A 19,377-nucleotide genomic window follows, 5' to 3' on the forward strand; every position below is an offset into this window, starting at 1 on the left:
GGCAAACATGAGTCAAGTTTATCGTGTTTATGTAGTAAAAAGAAAAGAGAATGCGGTAGAAGCGAAAGAAATCCGACATAATATTCGTCATCAGTTAGACATGATGCAGTTAGAAGATGTGACGGTTGTCAATCGCTATGATTTACAGGGCATTTCAGAAGATGTTTTAAATAAAGGGATTCCTACCATTTTAAGTGAACCAATGGTTGATGATGTTTATTTAGAACATTATGACATTCCTGAAGGGGCGAAAGTATTCGCCATCGAATACTTGCCTGGTCAGTATGATGTACGTGCGGACTTCGCCGCTCAGTGCTTCCAGTTATTAACTGGCTCAAAAGACATTAAAGTCAGATGTGCCCGGTTATATATCATGCAGGGTATTAGCGATGAAGATGTCGCACCAATTGAACATTTCTTAATCAACCCAGTTGATTCAAGAATTGCCTCATTAGATAAACCGGCATCACTTGATGACGCGAAAGTAGAAATCAAACCGGTACCGGTGATCGAAGGCTTTAGAGACTATGATCAACAGGCCTTAGAAGACTATATCGTTCATAACGGTATGGCGATGAACTATGATGACTTAAAAGTGACGCAGGATTACTTCAAAAACGAAGAACATCGCGATCCAACCGAAACGGAATTAAAAGTCTTAGATACTTACTGGTCTGATCACTGCCGTCATACGACATTCGGAACTGTTTTAACAGATATCAATATTGAAGATGGCGCTTTTAAAGAAATCTTAGAAAAAGATATCGATAAATACAAAGCAAGCCGTCATTTGGTTTATGGTGTTCATACGGATCGTCCTTTAACCTTAATGGATTTAGGAACGATTGGCATGAAGGAACTGCGTAAGAGAGGTTATCTTGATGACATGGAAGTGTCAGAAGAAATCAATGCCTGCTCGGTAGAATTAAAAGTCCATACCACTGATGGGGATGAAGACTGGTTATTAATGTTCAAAAATGAAACACATAACCATCCAACCGAAATTGAACCATTTGGTGGCGCTGCAACTTGTTTAGGCGGCTGTATCCGTGATCCGCTTTCTGGTCGTGCTTATGTTTATCAGTCGATGCGTATTACCGGTGCTGGGGATCCCCGTCAGTCTTTAAAAGATACTTTACCTGGTAAATTACCACAGCGTAAAATTTGCCGTGAAGCAGCGCAGGGCTTCTCTAGTTATGGGAACCAGATTGGTTTAACAACTGGTTATGTTCATGAAATTTATGATCAGGGCTACGTCGCAAAACGTATGGAATTAGGTGCCGTGGTGGCCGCAGCGCCAAAAGCGCAGGTCAAACGTTTAGAACCTGAAGCTGGGCAGATTGTCTTATTAATTGGCGGTCGTACCGGTCGTGATGGAATCGGCGGCGCAACCGGCTCTTCAAAGAAACATGAATTAAAGACGACTGAAACAGCTGGGGCAGAAGTCCAGAAAGGGAACCCTGTCGAAGAACGTAAGATTCAGCGTTTATTTAGAAATGCAGCCTTCTCAGAAAAGATCGTTCGTTGTAACGACTTTGGTGCGGGCGGTGTTTCCGTTGCCATCGGGGAATTAGCGGATGGCTTAGACATTAACTTAGATGCTGTACCTAAGAAATACGAAGGTTTAAATGGTTCAGAAATTGCCATTTCTGAATCACAGGAACGTATGGCCATCGTGATCAATAAAGAAGATTTAGACTTCATGAAGCAGTGCTGCGCCGATGAAAACTTAGAGGTTTCCTACGTTGCTGATGTCACTGACAAGGGCCGTTTAACAATGCATTACATGGGTGATACGATCGTTGATTTATCTCGTGCTTTCTTAAATAAGAATGGCGCAAAACGTTATCAGGATGTCAGTGTTCCATTACCAGATTTCAATCAAGATCCATTTGCTGGAAAAGATAGCGGCAGCTTTAAAGAAACAACTAAAGAAGTATTGTCACGCTTATCAGTTGCCAGTCAGAAAGGTTTAGTCGAACGTTTTGACTCATCGATCGGTAACGGTACGGTATTATCACCATATGGCGGTTATACTTTAAGAACCGAAACTGAAGGGATGGCAGCTTTAATTCCTGTCTTAGGCAAAGAAACGACAACCTGCTCATTAATGGCTTATGGTTATAATCCTAAGATTACGGAATGGTCACCATATCATGGTGCGATCAATGCGGTTGTTGAATCAGTGGCAAAAATCGTTGCGATGGGTGGAAACTACCATACGATCCGTTTCTCATTCCAGGAATTCTTCGAACGTTTAAATAAAGATCCAAAACGCTGGGGTCAGCCATTTGCGGCTTTACTTGGCGCTTATCGTGCGCAGGAAGAATTATTATTACCTTCAATCGGCGGGAAAGATTCCATGTCTGGTTCGTTTGAAAACTTAGATGTACCGCCAACATTTGTCTCTTTCGCAATTACCGGTGCGGATGTGAAAGATGTGGTCACCCCAGAATTCAAAGGTCCACATCATGCGATTGTGGAATTTATGATGCCAAAAGATGAATATCGTGTCTTTGACTTTGAGGCGTTAAAGAAACAGTATGATATCATTATGCAGATGATCAAAGATGGCAAAGTGCGCTCTGCTTATACGGTCAAAGACGGCGGGGTCTTAGAAGCTGTTTACAAAGCAGCCTTCGGAAATGCTATTGGGGTGGAATTCAATAGTGATCTCTCATTAGCAGAATTAACCGCTAAAAACTATGGCAATATCCTCTTAGAAGTTCATGATGACGATGTTGTCAAAGGCTTAGATCATGTCCGTATTGTCGCTCATACCAATGAATCCCATGATGTCACTTATAAAGATGAAGTGATCTCATTAGATGAAGCTTATAGCTTCAATACGGCACCATTAGAAGATGTTTATCCAACATCCGCTGTTGCCCCAACCGATGAGATTCGTGTGCGTGACTGTCATGTTCGCGGCAAAGCGCATGCGGATAAGACTTATGATGAAGTCAAGGTTGTTATTCCAACCTTCCCAGGGACAAACTGTGAATACGATTCAGCCCGCGCATTTAGAAAAGCGGGTGGGACACCTCGCATTGTCCTGATTAGAAATACGAGTGAATCAGATATCAAGAATTCCATTGAAGAATTCGCATCAGCCATCAAAGAATCACAGATCTTAATGATTCCGGGCGGCTTTAGTGCTTCTGACGAACCAGAAGGATCAGGTAAATTCATCGCAACGGTTTTACGTAACCCAGCTATTACAGAAGCCATTAATGATTTATTAAGCCGTGAAGGTTTAATTATCGGAATCTGTAATGGATTCCAGGCATTAGTCAAAGTGGGCTTATTACCTGATGGTAAGATCAAGACGATGACGGATCATGATGCCACTTTAACATTCAATACCATTCACCGTCATGTTTCACAGATGGTGAAGACAAGAATTGCCAGTGTCAAATCACCTTGGTTAGCGAATGTCAAAGTCGGGGATACTCATATTATCCCAGTTTCTCATGGTGAAGGTCGTTTCGTTGCCCCGAAAGATGTCTTAGATCGTTTAATTGATAATGGTCAGGTCTTCACACAGTACGTTGATGACGCTGGCGATGTCACAATGCAGTCACCATTCAATCCAAACGGCTCAATGTATGGTATTGAAGGGATCTTATCAGAAGATGGTCGTATCTTAGGTAAGATGGGTCATAGTGAACGTCAGGGTGAAAACCGTAACTTAAATATTTATGGCGAAATGGATCAGAAGTTATTCGAATCCGGTGTCGCTTACTTTAAATAAGGAGTTTCTTAATGGAAAAATTAGAATTTGAATGTAAAACATTATCCCCATTAGATGGACGATATGGCAAAATCAAAGATGCCTTAGGCGATTATTTCTCAGAATATGCGTTAGTAAAATATCGTGTATTTGTGGAAATCCAGTGGCTTAAATACCTCATTGAACATGTTGATACTCCTGTCTTAAATGATGCCAAAGCAAGAGATTTAAGCGGTGTCGCAAAAATCTCTTCTGAGTTCAATTACGACTCATACAAGCGCATCAAAGAAATTGAAGCAACTACGCGTCACGATGTGAAAGCCGTGGAATACTTCATTGATGAAAAATTAAAAGAATTAGGCTTTGAACACTTAGAATCATTCGTTCATATCGGCTGTACTTCAGAAGATATTAATAATACTTCTTATGGCTGTATGATTCGTGATGGTTTAAAGAATGTCTGGCTGCCAGCAGCCACTGAATTTGCGAAGACAATTGATGGTTTAGCCATCAAAGATGCGCATTTACCAATGTTAGCACATACGCATGGTCAGCCAGCTACGCCAACAACTGTTGGTAAAGAATTCAAAGTGTATGCTTATCGTTTAAAATCTTCGATTGAAAACATTGAAAGCATCAAGATCAAAGCGAAATTCAATGGTGCGACTGGTAACTATAGTGCCATTGGTGTACCATTCCCTAATATTAACTGGGAAGAAGCCAATAAAGACTACGTAGAAAACTATTTAGGTTTAACATTCAATCCATTTACCACCCAGATTGAATCTCATGACTATACCTGCCATATCTTAGATGGTATTCGTCATTTCAATAACATTTTAATGGATTTAGATGTTGATATGTGGTTATACATTTCAATGGAATACTTCAAACAGATCCCTGTAAAGGGTGAAGTAGGCTCTTCTACGATGCCTCATAAAGTCAATCCAATTCGCTTTGAAAACTCTGAAGCCAACGCTGATTTCTCAAATAACATCTGTGTTGCTTTATCAAATAAGTTACCTAAATCAAGAATGCAGCGTGACTTATCTGACTCTTCGACGCAGCGTAACTTAGGTTTAGCTTTCGGTTATTCCCTTCAGGCGATCTCTGAAACTACTGGCGGTTTAGCAAAGTGCGTTGTTAATGAAGCTAAGTTAGCAGAAGACTTAAATGAAAAATGGGAAGTCTTAGCTGAACCAATTCAGACGATGTTAAGAAAATATGGTATCGCTGATGCTTATGATCAGTTAAAAGCTTTAACCAGAGGTAAGAATATCTCTAAAGAAGCGATCCTGGAATTCGCTCAGGGATTAGACGTCTTATCAGAAGAAGATCGTCAGACACTTGTCAATATGACCCCAGCATCATACATCGGCCGGGCCGCTGATATCGCTGAAAAACCATTATTCTAATGATACAGGATCCTTTACCGGATCCTGTTTTTTGGTGAAATCAATTGTTTGAGATATTTTAATGTAAGATGACCTTATGAAACATTTTCTAGAAGAGAAAATCTGTCAAAATCCTGATATCCAAGAGAAAGAAGCAATACGTGATGGAAATCCATACAAGATCCTTTGCACGTAGCTTAACATTCACCACTCAGGAGAAGCAGGCTTAAATATTCATCGCTTTGATCGATATGTGAAAGATGGGAAGAGGCACTTTCTCATGAAATAATAAGAGGATAAAACGCTGTTCCATGGATGAGTGATCAGCGTGCAGACTTTGCAGTTAAAAAAACGTAAAATTGGAATCAGAAGCGGTGCATGGTTTAAGAAGTTTCAATCTTTTCAGTATTAGCTCCCGCTCACCAAATTGTCGATGAAGCAGGAGATGTTTGGCCCATTCCCGTCTCACTTTGACATGATGATTATATTATTGAACGTTGTTAATTCACTCGTGATGATGTCTTATTTTTAGTGGATTTCTTATAGCTAGATACTATGGTAAATGCATAAGCAGGCTATCTGGTATGGTGAACATAGTCAGATTGCATAAAATAAGACTTGTTATTTCTCGGAAATCGTTTATACTAATAACCGAGGATCGTATTGACGGCATGTTAAGATGCCTGAAATGCAGATAGGAGAAGTTTGTGGCTTCTCCTATTTTTACGTCCCAAGGCTTCAAATTTCTAAATTAAGATTTTAATTCTCTGATGATCATTAAAATCAAAATTAAGTAAAGGATCGTCTCAACGTACACGTTGATTCTACCTCCAAATTCACCTTGATGACGTCTGCATATTTGGGATGACACAAGATCACCCTTTCTCCCCTTGCGGGGCAATTCTTATTTTAGATGCATTTTTTGAAATGTTGTGTCATCTTATGTAACGAAATGATTGCAATTTACTATTTTGTGCTAAATATTATGTTAAACTTAACATAATTTTATTTATGTTAAGTTTCTAGTTATGTTAAGTATTAGTGATAATTCCTTTATTTTAAAGGGGTTGTCGCTTTTTTTCTTAACATAATATTTTTACTGTTATCATGATAAGTGTATTCATAAAAATTAAAAAGGAGGTATACAAAATGGATACACAAATCAATATTAAGGGTAAATATGCTCTTGCATCAAAGATTATTAGAGGGGAGGATTTTAGGAATAATCTTAATTATTATGATCTTTTATGTTTGTTTGACAGCTATTTGAAAAATTGTGATTTAAAAGATGTCACAAGAATTAAGTATCTTTTTACTGCATGCTGGTTCTTCGATTTTCTGGATGCAGAAGGTAAAGTTCTTTCTCAATGTGATATTCATCTATGTATTAGATTTTGCGTACTGATTGATAACATGAAAAGCTGGAGTGCATTTTACAAAGCAAGATCTAAACAACAATTTAAAAGACTTCTTAAATGGCTTCATGACAATGAAATGATTCCTTTTTCAGAGAATACTGTTTTACCAAAGATAATTTGGCACAGGGAAGAAAGTCTGCCGTCATTTTATACAGCTCAGGAAGTTTCAGCGATGCTTGATGCAGTTGACATTTCAACTGCTAAGGGAAAAGAACATTATCTTATTCTTACTCTGATTGTTTATTACTCACTAAGAATAAGTGACGTTGTCTATTTGAAGCTATCCAGCATACATTGGAAAGACAATGAAATCAGGCTAACTGCTTTTAAGAATGGTGCAAATATTACTCTTCCATTAATTGAGCCTGTAAAGCTGAGCTGCTAGATTATCTGATGAATGTCAGACCATCAGATTGCACGCTTGACTATGTGTTTGTAACGTCAGATCCGCCTTACAGAGTCAAAGAGGAATTAAGAACACATAATTATATTATAAAAGGATACTTGGAACAGGCAGGAGTTGACTGCTCTAATAGACATCATGGTTTTCACGCTCTTAGACATTCGGGTGCAACGCGACTTCTGGAATGCGACACTGATGTAGAAACCATCACTGCCATTCTTGGTCACAGCAGTCCTAATATTACTATGGCATATCTCACTGCTGACATTTCAGTGCTTAAGGATCTTGCCCTGGAGGTGCCTTATGTCAAAAAAGTTTAACAGCATCTTTGCAGATGATCTTGAGAATTTCGTTAGTTTTAAAAAATCACTTGGCTTAAAGTATGAGAAGGAACAGCCCAGATTAATACGTTTAGATAAGCTTTTAGATAGCCTTGAACTTAAGGAAAAAAAGATTACAAAAGATACATTTGAATATATTACTAAACGCTCAGGCATGAAAGAAGCTAATTACGCAAGGCAGTTTGCGGTGACAAGGGATTTCTGCAAGTATCTGATAACAATAGGATATAAAGATATCTACTGGGAAGATCGGGAATTCCACATTCAAAACAATCACACCCCGGTTATTTACAGTGATGAGGAAATAAGGATGATCTTTTCAGCCATCGATGATCATATTGTGAAATCTCTTGGAACTAATGGTTATCGGCTATGGTATGGGATGGCTATTATTATCAGACTCCTTTGGTCATGTGGACTGAGAATCAGTGAGGTTCTAAGTCTAAAAAAGCAGGATATTAATCTTGATCAGTCTTATTTGCGCATATGGAAATCAAAGGGAAACCGATCCCGCATCGTTGTTATGTCCGAATCAATGACAGTCTGCTTAAGAGAATACCTTGAAATGTTCTGCAGCGATGATTCCGCTCTGTTTTTAAACACAAAAGGAAGAGAGATCGATGCAGATTCAGTAAGGGATTACTACCATAAAATCCAAAAAGAGTGTTATCTTTCTTTATCAAGACTCCATGATCTTCGCCACTGCTTTGCCAGCAAGGCTATTAGACAAATGATTGATAAAGGGTATAGCGAGTATGCATCATCAGTTTATCTCTACAAATACATGGGACACAGCAACTTCAGTGAAACCGAATACTATCTTCATTTTACTGACATCGATATGGAGAGAATAAGAAAAATTGCGGATCAGTTTAGTCAGGAAATTTATAAAGGGGTGATTAACAATGAAGAGAAATAAACCAACCGAATTTGCGAAATATCTTCATAGCTTTCTGGTCCAGTATTTGGTAAATGAAAAAAATGTGTCTCATAATACCGTAAAGTCTTATGCAACGGCATTTAAACTCTTATTAGATTTTCTATATGAGGAAATGGGAATGAATCCAGATCGGATTGAATTCGATGATATTAATTCAGAAGTTATAATAGAATATCTTGAATGGATGGAAAAGACCAGAAATATAAGTATATCTACAAGGAACCAGCGTCTAGCCGCAATAAAGTCTTTCTATAAGTATGTTTCAAAAAAGTCACCATCAATGATTTATACATGCTCAAGCATTATCGGATTAGACGCTAAGAAAGGTTCCAACAGAATGATACCATATTTAGATATGGATCAAATAACGATTTTGATTGAATATTTAAAAGAATACAGAAGTATGAAGGAACTTCTCCTATTTTCTGTTCTTTATGAGACAGGCGCCCGAGTGAGTGAATTGATTTCCATCCATGTTTCTGATCTTAGATTAGACAAAGAGCACTCAATTATTGTACTCCATGGCAAAGGAAACAAAGTGCGCAGACTGCCGATCTCTAAAGATCTTAGCACGCTGATAACATGTTATTTAAAAGGTGATGATTATGTGGACTGGGATGGCCTTGGCTATCTATTCTATTCACAGCAGCACGCACCTTATACAAGATTTGCAATCAATTATATGATAAACAGCTGGAAAAAAGGTGTGAATGAAATCTATCCTAATGTTCTTCCTGAACATATTCATCCACATATGATCAGACATTCAAAGGCAACGCATCTTCTCGATGAAGGTGTAGATCTCTATGAGATCAAAATGTTTTTAGGTCATGCCAGCATTGAAACCACTCAAATCTATGCAACCCCAGATTTAGGAAAAATCAAAGAAGATATTGAGAAAGCTGCAGCAAATATTCAGGTAAATAATAAATATGATGAACTTAAAACAGGAGAGCTGTAAGCGTATAATATACACGTCTTTCAAACTCCTTTTGATTTTGGGATAATTACCCTGAAGTCAAAAGGAGGTTTTATTTTATGAGACAAGCAACGATTGATAAATGGATCGATATTTTCAAACATTATAATCCTGGAATGAGAGTTAGATATTACTGCAAGCAAATTGGTGTTAGCACCAGCTCTTTCTATAAAAAGAGAAAGTACTTTTTGTCACAGCCTGATCTGGCGGCATATATTCAGCTTGATTATGATGAAGTTATTAGCGAAGGCACAGAAATGGATCATAGCGAATCATTAGGCACCGATCAGGAAAGCTTATATGATAACGGAAAGGCTTTAGATGTCATTGTGCCTCTAATGGTTGTTCCTGATGGTTCGGACCCTGACAGTTGCGAAAGTATGACTAATAACACAGAACTTTTTACCAGCGTATGCAGCGGCTCTGTTCTTGAAATTAATGTTGGTACGATTAGGTTAAGGTGCAGCACCGCCATAGCGGAGGCGGATCTTATAAAACTGGTAAAGGTGTGTGTGGCGATATGAATTTCTTAGGAGACGATATTAAGCAGATTTTTGTATGCACGGAACCGGTTGACCTGAGAAAAGGCATTGACGGCTATGCAGCCATCGTTCAGTCTATCTTCCACAGAAGTCCGATGGATCATTGCCTATACATCTTCTGCAACAGATCGCACAATAAAATTAAGGCGCTCTACTATGACAACGCCAGCACAGGCTTTTGGCTGCTTTACAAAAGACTGGAAAAAGGAACGTTCAAATGGAAGATATCATCTGATGGCAGCTATGCGGAGATCAGCGAGCGGCAGTTCAGATGGCTGATGGAAGGACTCAAAATAAACCAGCCAACGGCATTCAAAAAAATAGAAAGGCAGTATGTATAAATTAAAATTATTACGATTATCACATCATATTTCTTTACTCTAATAGATATTTATGATATAATATTATTATGAATAAGATATTAAAAATGATAGATAAAATCTGCACAGGTATGCAGAAAGGAAATGCAGACAATATAATAAAATCTATGACGCACGAAGATCTTGAGACTATCACTATGCTTTTGGCGTCCAAAGTTAATAATCTTACAGAAATTATTCTCTCAATGAAAAGACAGTCATTTGGACGAAAGAGCGAGAAGTTCAATCCTGATCAGCTCAATATCTTTGAGCTCCTTGGATTAGAGGATAATACCGTTGCGATCGTAGACAGCGATGATATTCCTGATGGTGCTAAACAGGCAAAAAAGAATCCAAGAAAGCCAAAAGGAAAGGCTCTTTCTGGTTTGCCGGTAAAAGAAGTGCATTATAACCCTGACAGCACTGTTTGTCCAATATGCGGCAAGGAGATGCATGAAATCGCTCCTACCGTTATTAATGAGTTAGTGTATATACCTGCGCAAATCTACATCAAGAAAAGTATTTTCCATAATTTTGCATGCTTTAACCAGCACAAGGATTGCGATGAGTCTAATAATGATCATCTGAAGATATATCACAGCAGTCAGCCTGTACCGGTGACTCTTTTTGAAAAATCGGCAGCCAGTCCAGCTTTTGTGGCCCATACCGCTTATGATCTTCTTAAGAAGTGTGTGCCTCTTTATCGCCAGGAGAAGGCCTATAAGGATATGGGCTACAATATCTCCAGAACGCTTCTTAGCAACTGGCTATGGCGAAGCATGAATGAGTATCTGCGTTTTATCGTCGATAAAATGCGCCACGATTTCCTGAGACTTAGTTTTATCCACCTCGATGAAACAGAGCTAAAAGTCCTTGAGGAAGTCAAGCGTGGGACTAGAAATTCAGATAGTTATGTCTGGATCGGCATGTCCGGAGAAATAGAAGACAAGCAGATGGCCATCTATTCCTACGGACCTGGACGAAGCATCAACGAACTTAAAAAAATGCTCATTATTGACGGCGAGCATTTTTCAGGAACGGCAGTGACCGATGGATATACCGTTTACGATAACTATACCGATTTTTCAGGTCACGCAGGGTGCTGGGCTCATTATTCAAGTAGAATTATTATTCTAGACAAACTGACAAGCGCTTTTATTTAATACTGCTTTCAAGTTTTTTCTTGGATAATCATTTAAGAAAATCAAGATCATCTTTAATTTCTTTTGGATTCGCTTCAGGCTCTATCGCAAAATGTTCTTCATTCCATTCCTTTACCTTTTTATCAACCATTGCTTGATTTACCCTTGCATAGATCATTGTCGTTTCTATTGATGAATGACCAAGAATGCTTCTAATAACAGGAATTGAAACACCGCTTTCAAGCATATGGGTAGCAGCTGTATGACGCATCGTATGAGGTGTGTAATTACCGTTAAACATATCAGAATATTTATCTTTTGCCATCTTCTGATATTTTTTAAATATCTCTTCAATTGCAGAAACAGACATTTGTTCATTTGTCTGCGAATTAAAGACATATTTTGAATTTCTGTACTGTCTAGGCTTCGTTTCAATATGCTGAAGCAGAAGTTTGTACATCTTTTTATTGATTGGAACAATCCTTGCTTTTCCTCCCTTTCCGTGAAGAGTGACATAATATTTTCCATTACGAATGGATATATCAGTAGTCGTTAGATCACATACTTCCTGTGCACGTGCCGCAGTGGAATACATAAAAGAAAGCAGGACCTTATTTCGTCTTTCGGTTGGCTTATTAACATCAGGCAGTGATAAAAATATTTTGACTTCTTCTCTTGTCATAACCTGTCTCATTTTAACTGGTGCCTTTTTTACAGGCAATGATAGAACAGCATTTCTGAATATAACGGCCGCATCAAAGTTACGTGACTGAGCATATTTAGAAAATGACGACAGTGCCGAAAGTCGCTGGTTTCTAGTTGAAGCGCTGTCATTTCTACTGCTTTCAAGCCAGAGTAGAAAGGCATTTAGATGATCATAGTCAAGACTGCTGAAACTGATCTGATCGGGTTCTAATTTATAAACTACTTTAAAGAATTCAAATAACAGTCTGAAAGTTGCCTTATATGATTTGATGGTATTATTGGATAGTCCTTTTGTATCTGGAAGATAAGTTTCAATATAGTTTCTCAATGCGTTAAGCAGTTTATTAGTCCTCATCATTTTCCACCTCCGGCAGAATATCTAATATTGATTCTGAAAACAATTCAACTTCATCAGTAAATATATCAGGACTGAACTTAAGATATTTTTCGGTTTCATCTAAGCTATCATGACCAAGATAGATTGAGAGATACGGAATATAATTATCAATTGGTATTCCTTCAGCTATCAATTTTCTTAAAGAATTAATTACGAAGTAGTGTCTCAGACAGTGAAGGCATGGACCTCGTGTTTTATATCCAGAGTGATCATAAATATTAAGCTTCAGCAGTACATTATGAAATTTATTTGCAACACTCTTATACTTCATTGGCTCATTATCATTCAGTGCATTTGGAAAAATATAGGATTCAGGATTGGATATATTCATAGCGTCGATATATTTTATAAGCATTTTAGATACGGAAAAATTTAACGGAACAATACGCTCCTTATAATTCTTACCCTTTCTAATGATGATAGTGTGCATCTGAGGATCAAAGTCTCCCAGCTTGATATGTAGCGTTGCAGAAATACGTGTGCCGCTGCTTATCATTATTCTGATAATCATAGGCATTTCGTACTGCAACAATGGATTCATTCCTTTTTCCAAGGGTAGATTATCAAGATATTCAAGGATTTCAGATATCTCATCATCACTGAAAATATATGGAACATAATCATCATGATTTTCTGGGAGTTCTGGCACAAAGATCTTGTATCCGATGCTGTTAAGATAGTTGATGAATTTGCGAAGAGCTATCAGTTTATTTATTACCGTTGATGTTTTTCCAGTAATTGTCCTGATAAATGATGTAATTTCCATTTCGTTAATTGCAGAAACATCCTTCAATGTACTCTTAGAGAAATATTCATTAAATTCTCTGATTATTTGCTTGTAATGATAGAAGCTATAGGTACTCAGCACTTTTTTGCGTATATCAAGATAATTTTTTGAATCAGTTAATAAATCATTGCATGTTTTCATTTTTATCGTCGCCACCTAGGAATTCAAGAAAGGAGCCACTTGGATTCTTAACTTCGATTGCACATTTTCTAAGAGTTTCAATATCAAGGGCTGCATAGTGTTTTACCGCATTACGGTCTTCGTGACCGAGTATCTTACGAACAGTCTCATAGGAAACTCCATCATTTACCATTGATGAAGTCATTGATGATCTGATGGAATGAGGTCCATGTTTCTTGTTTTTAATATCAATTCCAGCCTTCACAAAATAGTAGTCAAGTCTATGACGTAAAATTGCGGTAGTAACTTTTCTCTTTGGAGAATCAATAGATTCAAATATATACTCAGCCCCACTGTTCCCAGATGCTTCGAGATAGTCATTAACTGAGTCCTTAATTACTGGTAGAAGAACAAATTCCTGTAAGTTTCCACCTTTATTAAGATTGATACATATCTTATTATGTTTAAAGTCAAAGTCCGCTATTTTTAAATTAACGATATCACCGGCTCGCATGCCAAGTCGGGTGTCTAAAAGTATCATCGCATAATCACGCTTTCCGGTAAGTGTATTGCGGTCAATGACAGCTTCAATCTTTTTGATTTCTTCGATAGTATAAACAGTTGGATAAGGTACTTTATTTTTTGCATATGGAATGAGATTGGCATAATCTTCAGAAACTGAACCTGCATCATGAAGATAAATAAGAAACAGCCTGATATTATTCCACTGATCATTATTTTTAACATGAAGAAGTGCTGCTGTGGTATCACGAGCATCAAATGACATATCGAATATTCCGCTTTCTTCGATAAGCCTTAGAAAGAATATAGCAGCAGCTCTCTTACTTGAAATCGTCCAATCCGAATTATTTTTTTTACGGCAGTACTTTTGATAGCCATTAATTATTATTCTATGCAAAGCGCTTAATACTTCTATAGGATCATCCTTGGGTTCATATAAGTGATATTCACCCTGGAGGAATTCATTAAATCTTCGCATATAGAGTTTAAGATACAGCATATCTTTATATGAGAGAGGCTTGGAATGTTTGTAAATATATCGCTGAATTATCTTATCAGCGTCAGCTAAATGGTAGTAGATGGATTCATTATGTTTTAAATCGAAAAGCCTTATCAAACCGCGTCTATATTCGTTAAGTGTTGATGATTTGTTATAGCCTTTAATTTGGAGAAAATCAATAAATTCGTCAATTAGAGAAATCGTAACAGTAACTTTAACAGAATCGTTTCATATAATCAGCTCCTTAGATTTTATACTCTTCAATCTCAGTATAATTATTATCTGAGATACCTTCAATAAATATCAATAATATCTTAATATTTTTAATTTCCTTGAATAAAAAAAGAGCATGAATAATGGGCCTTATTCTAGATCTAGAATAAGGCTCATGCCAGACGGTACATCGAGGATGCGATGAAAATCCAGACTAATATCTATAAAGAATTTCATAATAAGTCTACGAGTGACGATCGCAGGCATGAAATTCTAAAAGATAATCCAGCTTTCGGCCATCAGCTTTGGCTACTGCAGATGATTGGCAAAGTGTTCGGTTATGAACGCAAGCTGAAGGGAAAGAACGCTGGGCTAGATGAAATTCTAAAAGTGCGTGAAGAACTGGAATTACCTATTCTAAAAGACATTCACGTTAAGATACTGGAAATTCAAGAAAAATTTCTGCCTTCCGGTAAGTTTTCGGCTGCAATGAATTATATTGTCAAGCAATGGAAAAAACTGCTGTATTATATCAGTCATCCAGAAGTCTCAATCAGCAATAATCTTATTGAACGTGAAGGCGTAAAGCCGTTTGTCATGACACGCAAGAACGTACTCTTTGCAAATTCAGTAGAAGGCGCTGAAACCATGATGAACTGGTTCACTCTCTTCACTTCAGCAAAGATGAACAATCTTGATTTTGAAAAATATATTACATATGCGCTATCTGAGCTTTCCATTCACAAAATGACGCAAGAGACAATCGAACGTCTTCTGCCATATTCAAAGTCATTGCCAGACGACATAAAGATATCTAATAACAGCCAGGAATAACTCCCTGGTTTTATTGTACCGCTAACCAATTTATCTAGCCACAGCATAATGAGAATCGCATATCCCCGATTAATCTTTATAACCGATCCTAGGTAGAAATAACTTTAGCGGTTTACTCAGATTATCTGACTAACAGCCGCCAAGTATTTCTTAGAGTATTATATCCTTTGTTTGGTTGTATGTCTATGAGCTAAGGCCAGGAGTTGGCTGGAAAGATGACGTGTTTATAATACGCTTACGGAGAGCTGATAAATTTCTTAGAGAACCTAATTAACAAATAATTATGTTAAGTATTATGGCGAAAATTCACTTTAAAATGGGAATTTACCGCCAAAACTTAACATAACTAGAAACTTAACATAATAAATAAAAGCATTCATGCTATTGGCAGTAAATTAGTTCTGTCAAGCTATTGGCAGTAAATTAGTTCTTGCAAAATCTTTAAAATTTGGTATCCTCATAGCTGAGGATCGTATTGACGGCATGTTAAGATGCCTGAAATGCAGATAGGAGAAGTTTGCGGCTTCTCCTATTTTTACGTCCCAAGGCTTCAAATTTCTAAATTAAGATTTTAATTCTCTGACGATCATCAAAATCATGGTCTCGTAGTATATCTTTTGACAAATACGAAAAATCTTGTATAATCCCACAATTGACAGAAAAAATTGAGCAAAAGCCAGGATTCCCTTTATTTATCGGTGTTTCCTGGCTTTTTGTTTAATCAATTTTTTGTTGTATGTGATTGCCTCTTTAAAAATTTTTTTGAAATTTTTCTTAAAATTTTATTCAGGTCCTTTGGCTTGTAGTACTGAAAGTCAAGCCCCAGCTCTGTTAGCTGCTCGAGAGCCTTTAGCGTATAGCTTGAAGTGTATGTTGCACTATAATAAACATCATGCTCATTCACCACATTCATGTTTTTTAATGTTTCTATCAACTCTTCTACTGTTACATGTGTTCCCTGATCATCAAGCATGCATTCTAACAGTCTGTATACTAGCAGGGCGGTGAAGCACGTTAAAAAATGCGCTCTAATTCTGTTGGGATTATATACATAGACAGGACGAGCTTTGAAGGTAGTCTTCATTATTCTAAAGCAGTCCTCAATCTGGTATCTCTTATGTGATATGTCAAGAATATCCTTGACCGGATCAAGAACAAGATTTGTCGCTACTGCATAATAGCCGTCATACTGCTCTTCTTTTCGAATCTGCTCCTCATCTATAATATAAGCTGACTTTGTCTTATTTTTATTTTTGATAAACCTTCTTACGTCATTGGGTCCCTTCTTGATCTTCTCCGGATCACCTGAAGAGATGAGCTTTTTAGCTCTGTCAATCTGTCTCTGACGAACTTTTCTCTGATAGTCCATCATTTTTCTCGAGAACGTAACAATGACGATCTGCTTTAAAGTGCCTTTTGCTTTTACTTTCCTGATCTTACCATTTTTGCATTTTTTCATCTCATAATAACCAAGAAAGATGTCCTCCTTGTCAGCATTTAAAACTTTATAGGCTGTAGATTCATAGCGTGCTCTGTTCAGTTCGCTGTTTTTGTCATATTTAAAGGTTTTTAGCTCCTCAATTGACACTGGATTGTCATCACTGAGATTTCTGTAGTCACAGTCGTTGAATACAGCAGTCTGAAGAGCATCAGACAGCTTCTTGACTGACTGCGTGACAATAAAAGCTCGGCCGCCCATTGAATTAAATTTGCGGATATTGTATGAACCCAGACCGGCATCGGCACAGTATATGAATTTACTGTTACCCATGGTCTTAATGACCTGCTCCTCCAGCGGGGTGGCCGTTTCCTGCTCGCTGGTATTGCCAGGATCCAGGCACATAGAAATAGGAATTCCTCTCTTGTCCATTAAAAGTCCCATTTCAACGATAGGATTAGGCCTGTTTTCCTTGCTGACGCCGTAGCGTCTTAGCCCCTTTGTAACTTCGCCCGTTTCCGGATCAATCTCATCATCGTCAGCCTGTTCGCATTCAAAAAAGTAATTTGTGCAGTCATAGTAGACGACAGACATGTCTCTCTTTATGAGATTCTGTGATTTTTTATAAAGATGCGCAAGGTAGTCCTCCTGGTTTTCTGCAATTAAATCGAGAAAGCGGAGAAAATGATGGTACTCAATCTGAGGATTCTCATAGTAGGCATTAAGGCGGTCATAGGTGCCATACTTGCTGTGAGGATCAAGGATTCTGCCAAAGGTAAGAAATCTGTTAACAGAATTAAAGTCATATTTCGCCTTGGACTTTTCCTGAAGATTTCTAAAAAAGCCGTCCAGTTCAAGCATATTATAAATGTACTGAAGGTAGAAGTATCCGATGTTGGATGACAGTGAGCGGCTTATCCGGCTATCATCGGGTCCTGTCACTCGCTGATTGAAGTCGACCGTCAGTGTGTATTCCCGCTTTCCGGATCTCGCATCCTCATTCATTTTTTGTATTACATTTCTGCAGTAGGATACCGGATCATCGGTGACCATCAGAAGTTCTGAATGTTTGCCGAGCTTTTTTACATTGCGGGTGGTCGTCTTTTTGCCGTTTCTGATTCCCTCCTGGACATAGTATGTGGGATCCTTAAGACGCTTGTCGTAGTAGAGCTTCATATAAAAAAGTCCCTCATATCTAATATTTTACCATGAAAGGGAAATACATACAACACATACAACATAATAGTTTATAAAATTTGACAGCTAAAAGCCCCTGATAACAGGGGTTTTGTAGATATGGCTAGTAGAGATTCTGTCAATCGCCCGCCCAAGGCTTCAAATTTCTAAATTAAGATTTTAATTCTCTGACGATCATCAAAATCATGGTCTCGTAGTATATCTTTTGACAAATACGAAAAATCTTGTATAATAGTCAGTAAAGGAATGATAAAAAAATGCGCATTGGATTTATTGGCTTAGGAGTCATGGGATCTGGCATGGTAAAAAATTTGATGAAACATGGCTATGAGGTCTATGGCTTTACACGGACAAAAGCGAAGGCAGAGCCCTTAATCAAAGATGGCATGCATTATGATGAAGATCGTCAACATCTCGCACAAAATAGTGATGTGGTGATCACCATGGTGGGTTTCCCACAGGATGTGGAAGATGTTTATTTAAGTGAGGATGGCCTTTTAAATAATATGAAAGAGGGCACTTATGTTATTGATATGACGACCTCATCACCCGATTTAGCCATGAAAATTTATGAAGCTGCCAAGAAGAAAGGTATTCATGCTTTAGATGCGCCGGTTTCCGGCGGCGACAGCGGTGCTCAGGCTGGCACTTTATCGATTATGGTCGGCGGTGATCAGGCGGATTTTGAAGCGATGCATCCGCTTTTTGAAGCGATGGGCAGCACGATTATTCATGAAGGAGCAGCTGGCTTTGGCCAGCATACAAAGATGGCTAATCAGATTGCCATTGCCGGCACATTAGCCGGGACAGCGGAAGCGATCAGCTATGCGAAGGCTGCTGGTTTAGATTTAAATTTGATGATGGATACTATCACCAAAGGGGCTGCTGGCAGCTGGCAGTTAGAAAACTTAGGACGCAAGATGTTAGCGGATGATTATAATCCTGGCTTCTATATCAAACACTTTATTAAAGATATGAAGATTGCTGATCAGGAAGCATTATCTCGGCATCTGACTTTAAAAGTCTTAGAAACCGTTTTATCAATGGATGAGTCATTAAAAGAGCGTTATGGGGACTTAGGAACTCAGGCGTTAATTAAATATTACGAGGACAAACAATGAGAGGACCATTTCAGCCGGGCGACATTGTCGCTCATTTTAAAAGAGAAACTGTAACGGATGGCAGTGATACTTATCTTTACCGAATTATCGGTGTGGCCACCCACAGTGAAACAAGAGAAAAAATGATGGTCTATCAGGCTCTTTATGGCGATTTTGGAGCTTATGTTAGACCTTATGATATGTTCATGAGTGAAGTGGATCATGAAAAATATCCCGATATTAAACAAAAATACCGCTTCGAAAAATTAACTCAAGACGAGGAAGATCACCACTAAGGTGATCTTTTTAAAGGA

The 19,377-nt window shown here is 38.0% G+C and carries 15 protein-coding genes and 1 pseudogene; 12 read left to right on the top strand and 4 right to left on the bottom strand.

Translation table 11 applies throughout. The annotated features are described in order from the left end of the window. Positions 1 to 7 precede the first annotated feature (7 nt). The 9 genes from SG0102_RS05985 (at position 8) to SG0102_RS06025 (ending at position 11,272) form a co-directional block, all read left to right on the top strand. Positions 8 to 3,754 carry a phosphoribosylformylglycinamidine synthase gene (locus SG0102_RS05985; RefSeq protein WP_125119109.1) on the top strand — a complete coding sequence of 1,249 codons (3,747 nt, stop codon included), beginning with the start codon at positions 8 to 10 and terminating at the stop codon, positions 3,752 to 3,754. An 11-nt stretch (positions 3,755 to 3,765) separates the two neighbouring features. After that, positions 3,766 to 5,148 carry an adenylosuccinate lyase gene (gene purB, locus SG0102_RS05990; RefSeq protein WP_125119110.1) on the top strand — a complete coding sequence of 461 codons (1,383 nt, stop codon included), beginning with the start codon at positions 3,766 to 3,768 and terminating at the stop codon, positions 5,146 to 5,148. A 1,128-nt stretch (positions 5,149 to 6,276) separates the two neighbouring features. Continuing rightward, on the top strand, positions 6,277 to 6,930 hold the full coding sequence (locus tag SG0102_RS05995; RefSeq protein WP_157982985.1) for a tyrosine-type recombinase/integrase: 654 nt from the start codon (positions 6,277 to 6,279) through the stop codon (positions 6,928 to 6,930). 8 nt (positions 6,931 to 6,938) lie between these two features. Further along, positions 6,939 to 7,268, top strand: a complete 330-nt coding sequence (locus SG0102_RS15950; RefSeq protein WP_125119112.1) for a tyrosine-type recombinase/integrase — start codon at positions 6,939 to 6,941, stop codon at positions 7,266 to 7,268. Beyond that, positions 7,252 to 8,208 (top strand): tyrosine-type recombinase/integrase, encoded by a 957-nt coding sequence (locus tag SG0102_RS06005; RefSeq protein ID WP_125119113.1) that lies wholly within the window; start codon positions 7,252 to 7,254, stop codon positions 8,206 to 8,208. The genes SG0102_RS15950 and SG0102_RS06005 overlap by 17 nt, the downstream gene beginning before the upstream one ends. Then, positions 8,195 to 9,190: a tyrosine-type recombinase/integrase gene (locus tag SG0102_RS06010; RefSeq protein WP_125119114.1), complete on the top strand. Its 996-nt coding sequence runs from the start codon at positions 8,195 to 8,197 to the stop codon at positions 9,188 to 9,190. Before SG0102_RS06005 ends, SG0102_RS06010 begins: the two co-directional genes overlap by 14 nt. Positions 9,191 to 9,267: 77 nt before the next feature. After that, complete coding sequence (locus SG0102_RS06015) at positions 9,268 to 9,732, top strand: hypothetical protein (RefSeq protein WP_125119115.1); 465 nt, start codon at positions 9,268 to 9,270, stop codon at positions 9,730 to 9,732. Then, the gene (tnpB, locus tag SG0102_RS06020; protein ID WP_125118779.1) at positions 9,729 to 10,091 is read left to right on the top strand and encodes an IS66 family insertion sequence element accessory protein TnpB; all 363 of its coding nucleotides are present in this window, start codon (positions 9,729 to 9,731) and stop codon (positions 10,089 to 10,091) included. Before SG0102_RS06015 ends, tnpB begins: the two co-directional genes overlap by 4 nt. A 68-nt stretch (positions 10,092 to 10,159) precedes the next feature. Beyond that, positions 10,160 to 11,272, top strand: a complete 1,113-nt coding sequence (locus tag SG0102_RS06025) for an IS66 family transposase (RefSeq protein ID WP_125119116.1) — start codon at positions 10,160 to 10,162, stop codon at positions 11,270 to 11,272. Positions 11,273 to 11,300: 28 nt separating this feature from the next. Here the strand turns inward: SG0102_RS06025 and SG0102_RS06030 are convergent, their stop codons facing one another. Genes SG0102_RS06030 through SG0102_RS06040 form a run of 3 tightly spaced genes read right to left on the bottom strand, consistent with a single transcriptional unit; the run spans position 11,301 to position 14,260 of the window. Further along, complete coding sequence (locus SG0102_RS06030; protein ID WP_125118783.1) at positions 11,301 to 12,314, bottom strand: tyrosine-type recombinase/integrase; 1,014 nt, start codon at positions 12,312 to 12,314, stop codon at positions 11,301 to 11,303. Continuing rightward, on the bottom strand, positions 12,301 to 13,281 hold the full coding sequence (locus SG0102_RS06035; RefSeq protein WP_125118782.1) for a tyrosine-type recombinase/integrase: 981 nt from the start codon (positions 13,279 to 13,281) through the stop codon (positions 12,301 to 12,303). Before SG0102_RS06035 ends, SG0102_RS06030 begins: the two co-directional genes overlap by 14 nt. Beyond that, positions 13,265 to 14,260, bottom strand: coding sequence for a tyrosine-type recombinase/integrase (locus tag SG0102_RS06040; RefSeq protein WP_157982969.1), 996 nt, complete (start codon positions 14,258 to 14,260; stop codon positions 13,265 to 13,267). The genes SG0102_RS06035 and SG0102_RS06040 overlap by 17 nt, the downstream gene beginning before the upstream one ends. A 417-nt stretch (positions 14,261 to 14,677) precedes the next feature. Between SG0102_RS06040 and SG0102_RS06045 the strand changes: the two are divergent. Then, positions 14,678 to 15,328: pseudogene (locus SG0102_RS06045) on the top strand (IS66 family transposase); the annotation flags it as partial. A 721-nt stretch (positions 15,329 to 16,049) separates the two neighbouring features. Here SG0102_RS06045 and SG0102_RS06050 read toward each other — a convergent pair. After that, entirely contained in the window at positions 16,050 to 17,942 is a 1,893-nt protein-coding gene (locus SG0102_RS06050; protein ID WP_125119118.1) for an IS1634 family transposase, read from the bottom strand. A 278-nt stretch (positions 17,943 to 18,220) separates the two neighbouring features. Here SG0102_RS06050 and SG0102_RS06055 point away from each other — a divergent pair, with 278 nt between their 5' ends. Together SG0102_RS06055 and SG0102_RS06060 are read left to right on the top strand one after the other, a co-directional pair. After that, positions 18,221 to 19,084, top strand: coding sequence for an NAD(P)-dependent oxidoreductase (locus SG0102_RS06055; protein ID WP_125119119.1), 864 nt, complete (start codon positions 18,221 to 18,223; stop codon positions 19,082 to 19,084). Further along, on the top strand, positions 19,081 to 19,359 hold the full coding sequence (locus tag SG0102_RS06060) for a DUF1653 domain-containing protein (RefSeq protein ID WP_125119120.1): 279 nt from the start codon (positions 19,081 to 19,083) through the stop codon (positions 19,357 to 19,359). The genes SG0102_RS06055 and SG0102_RS06060 overlap by 4 nt, the downstream gene beginning before the upstream one ends. Positions 19,360 to 19,377 lie beyond the last annotated feature (18 nt).

The sequence above is a fragment of the Intestinibaculum porci genome (genome assembly GCF_003925875.1).
GTDB lineage: Bacteria > Bacillota_I > Bacilli_A > Erysipelotrichales > Coprobacillaceae > Intestinibaculum > Intestinibaculum porci.

Coding starts and splice junctions, on each gene's coding strand:
- SG0102_RS05985 (WP_125119109.1), top strand. CDS start 8: ATGAGTCAAGTTTATCGTGTTTATGTAGTAAAAAGAAAAGAGAATGCG.
- purB (WP_125119110.1), top strand. CDS start 3,766: ATGGAAAAATTAGAATTTGAATGTAAAACATTATCCCCATTAGATGGA.
- SG0102_RS05995 (WP_157982985.1), top strand. CDS start 6,277: ATGGATACACAAATCAATATTAAGGGTAAATATGCTCTTGCATCAAAG.
- SG0102_RS15950 (WP_125119112.1), top strand. CDS start 6,939: ATGAATGTCAGACCATCAGATTGCACGCTTGACTATGTGTTTGTAACG.
- SG0102_RS06005 (WP_125119113.1), top strand. CDS start 7,252: ATGTCAAAAAAGTTTAACAGCATCTTTGCAGATGATCTTGAGAATTTC.
- SG0102_RS06010 (WP_125119114.1), top strand. CDS start 8,195: ATGAAGAGAAATAAACCAACCGAATTTGCGAAATATCTTCATAGCTTT.
- SG0102_RS06015 (WP_125119115.1), top strand. CDS start 9,268: ATGAGACAAGCAACGATTGATAAATGGATCGATATTTTCAAACATTAT.
- tnpB (WP_125118779.1), top strand. CDS start 9,729: ATGAATTTCTTAGGAGACGATATTAAGCAGATTTTTGTATGCACGGAA.
- SG0102_RS06025 (WP_125119116.1), top strand. CDS start 10,160: ATGAATAAGATATTAAAAATGATAGATAAAATCTGCACAGGTATGCAG.
- SG0102_RS06030 (WP_125118783.1), bottom strand. CDS start 12,314: ATGATGAGGACTAATAAACTGCTTAACGCATTGAGAAACTATATTGAA.
- SG0102_RS06035 (WP_125118782.1), bottom strand. CDS start 13,281: ATGAAAACATGCAATGATTTATTAACTGATTCAAAAAATTATCTTGAT.
- SG0102_RS06040 (WP_157982969.1), bottom strand. CDS start 14,260: ATGCGAAGATTTAATGAATTCCTCCAGGGTGAATATCACTTATATGAA.
- SG0102_RS06050 (WP_125119118.1), bottom strand. CDS start 17,942: ATGAAGCTCTACTACGACAAGCGTCTTAAGGATCCCACATACTATGTC.
- SG0102_RS06055 (WP_125119119.1), top strand. CDS start 18,221: ATGCGCATTGGATTTATTGGCTTAGGAGTCATGGGATCTGGCATGGTA.
- SG0102_RS06060 (WP_125119120.1), top strand. CDS start 19,081: ATGAGAGGACCATTTCAGCCGGGCGACATTGTCGCTCATTTTAAAAGA.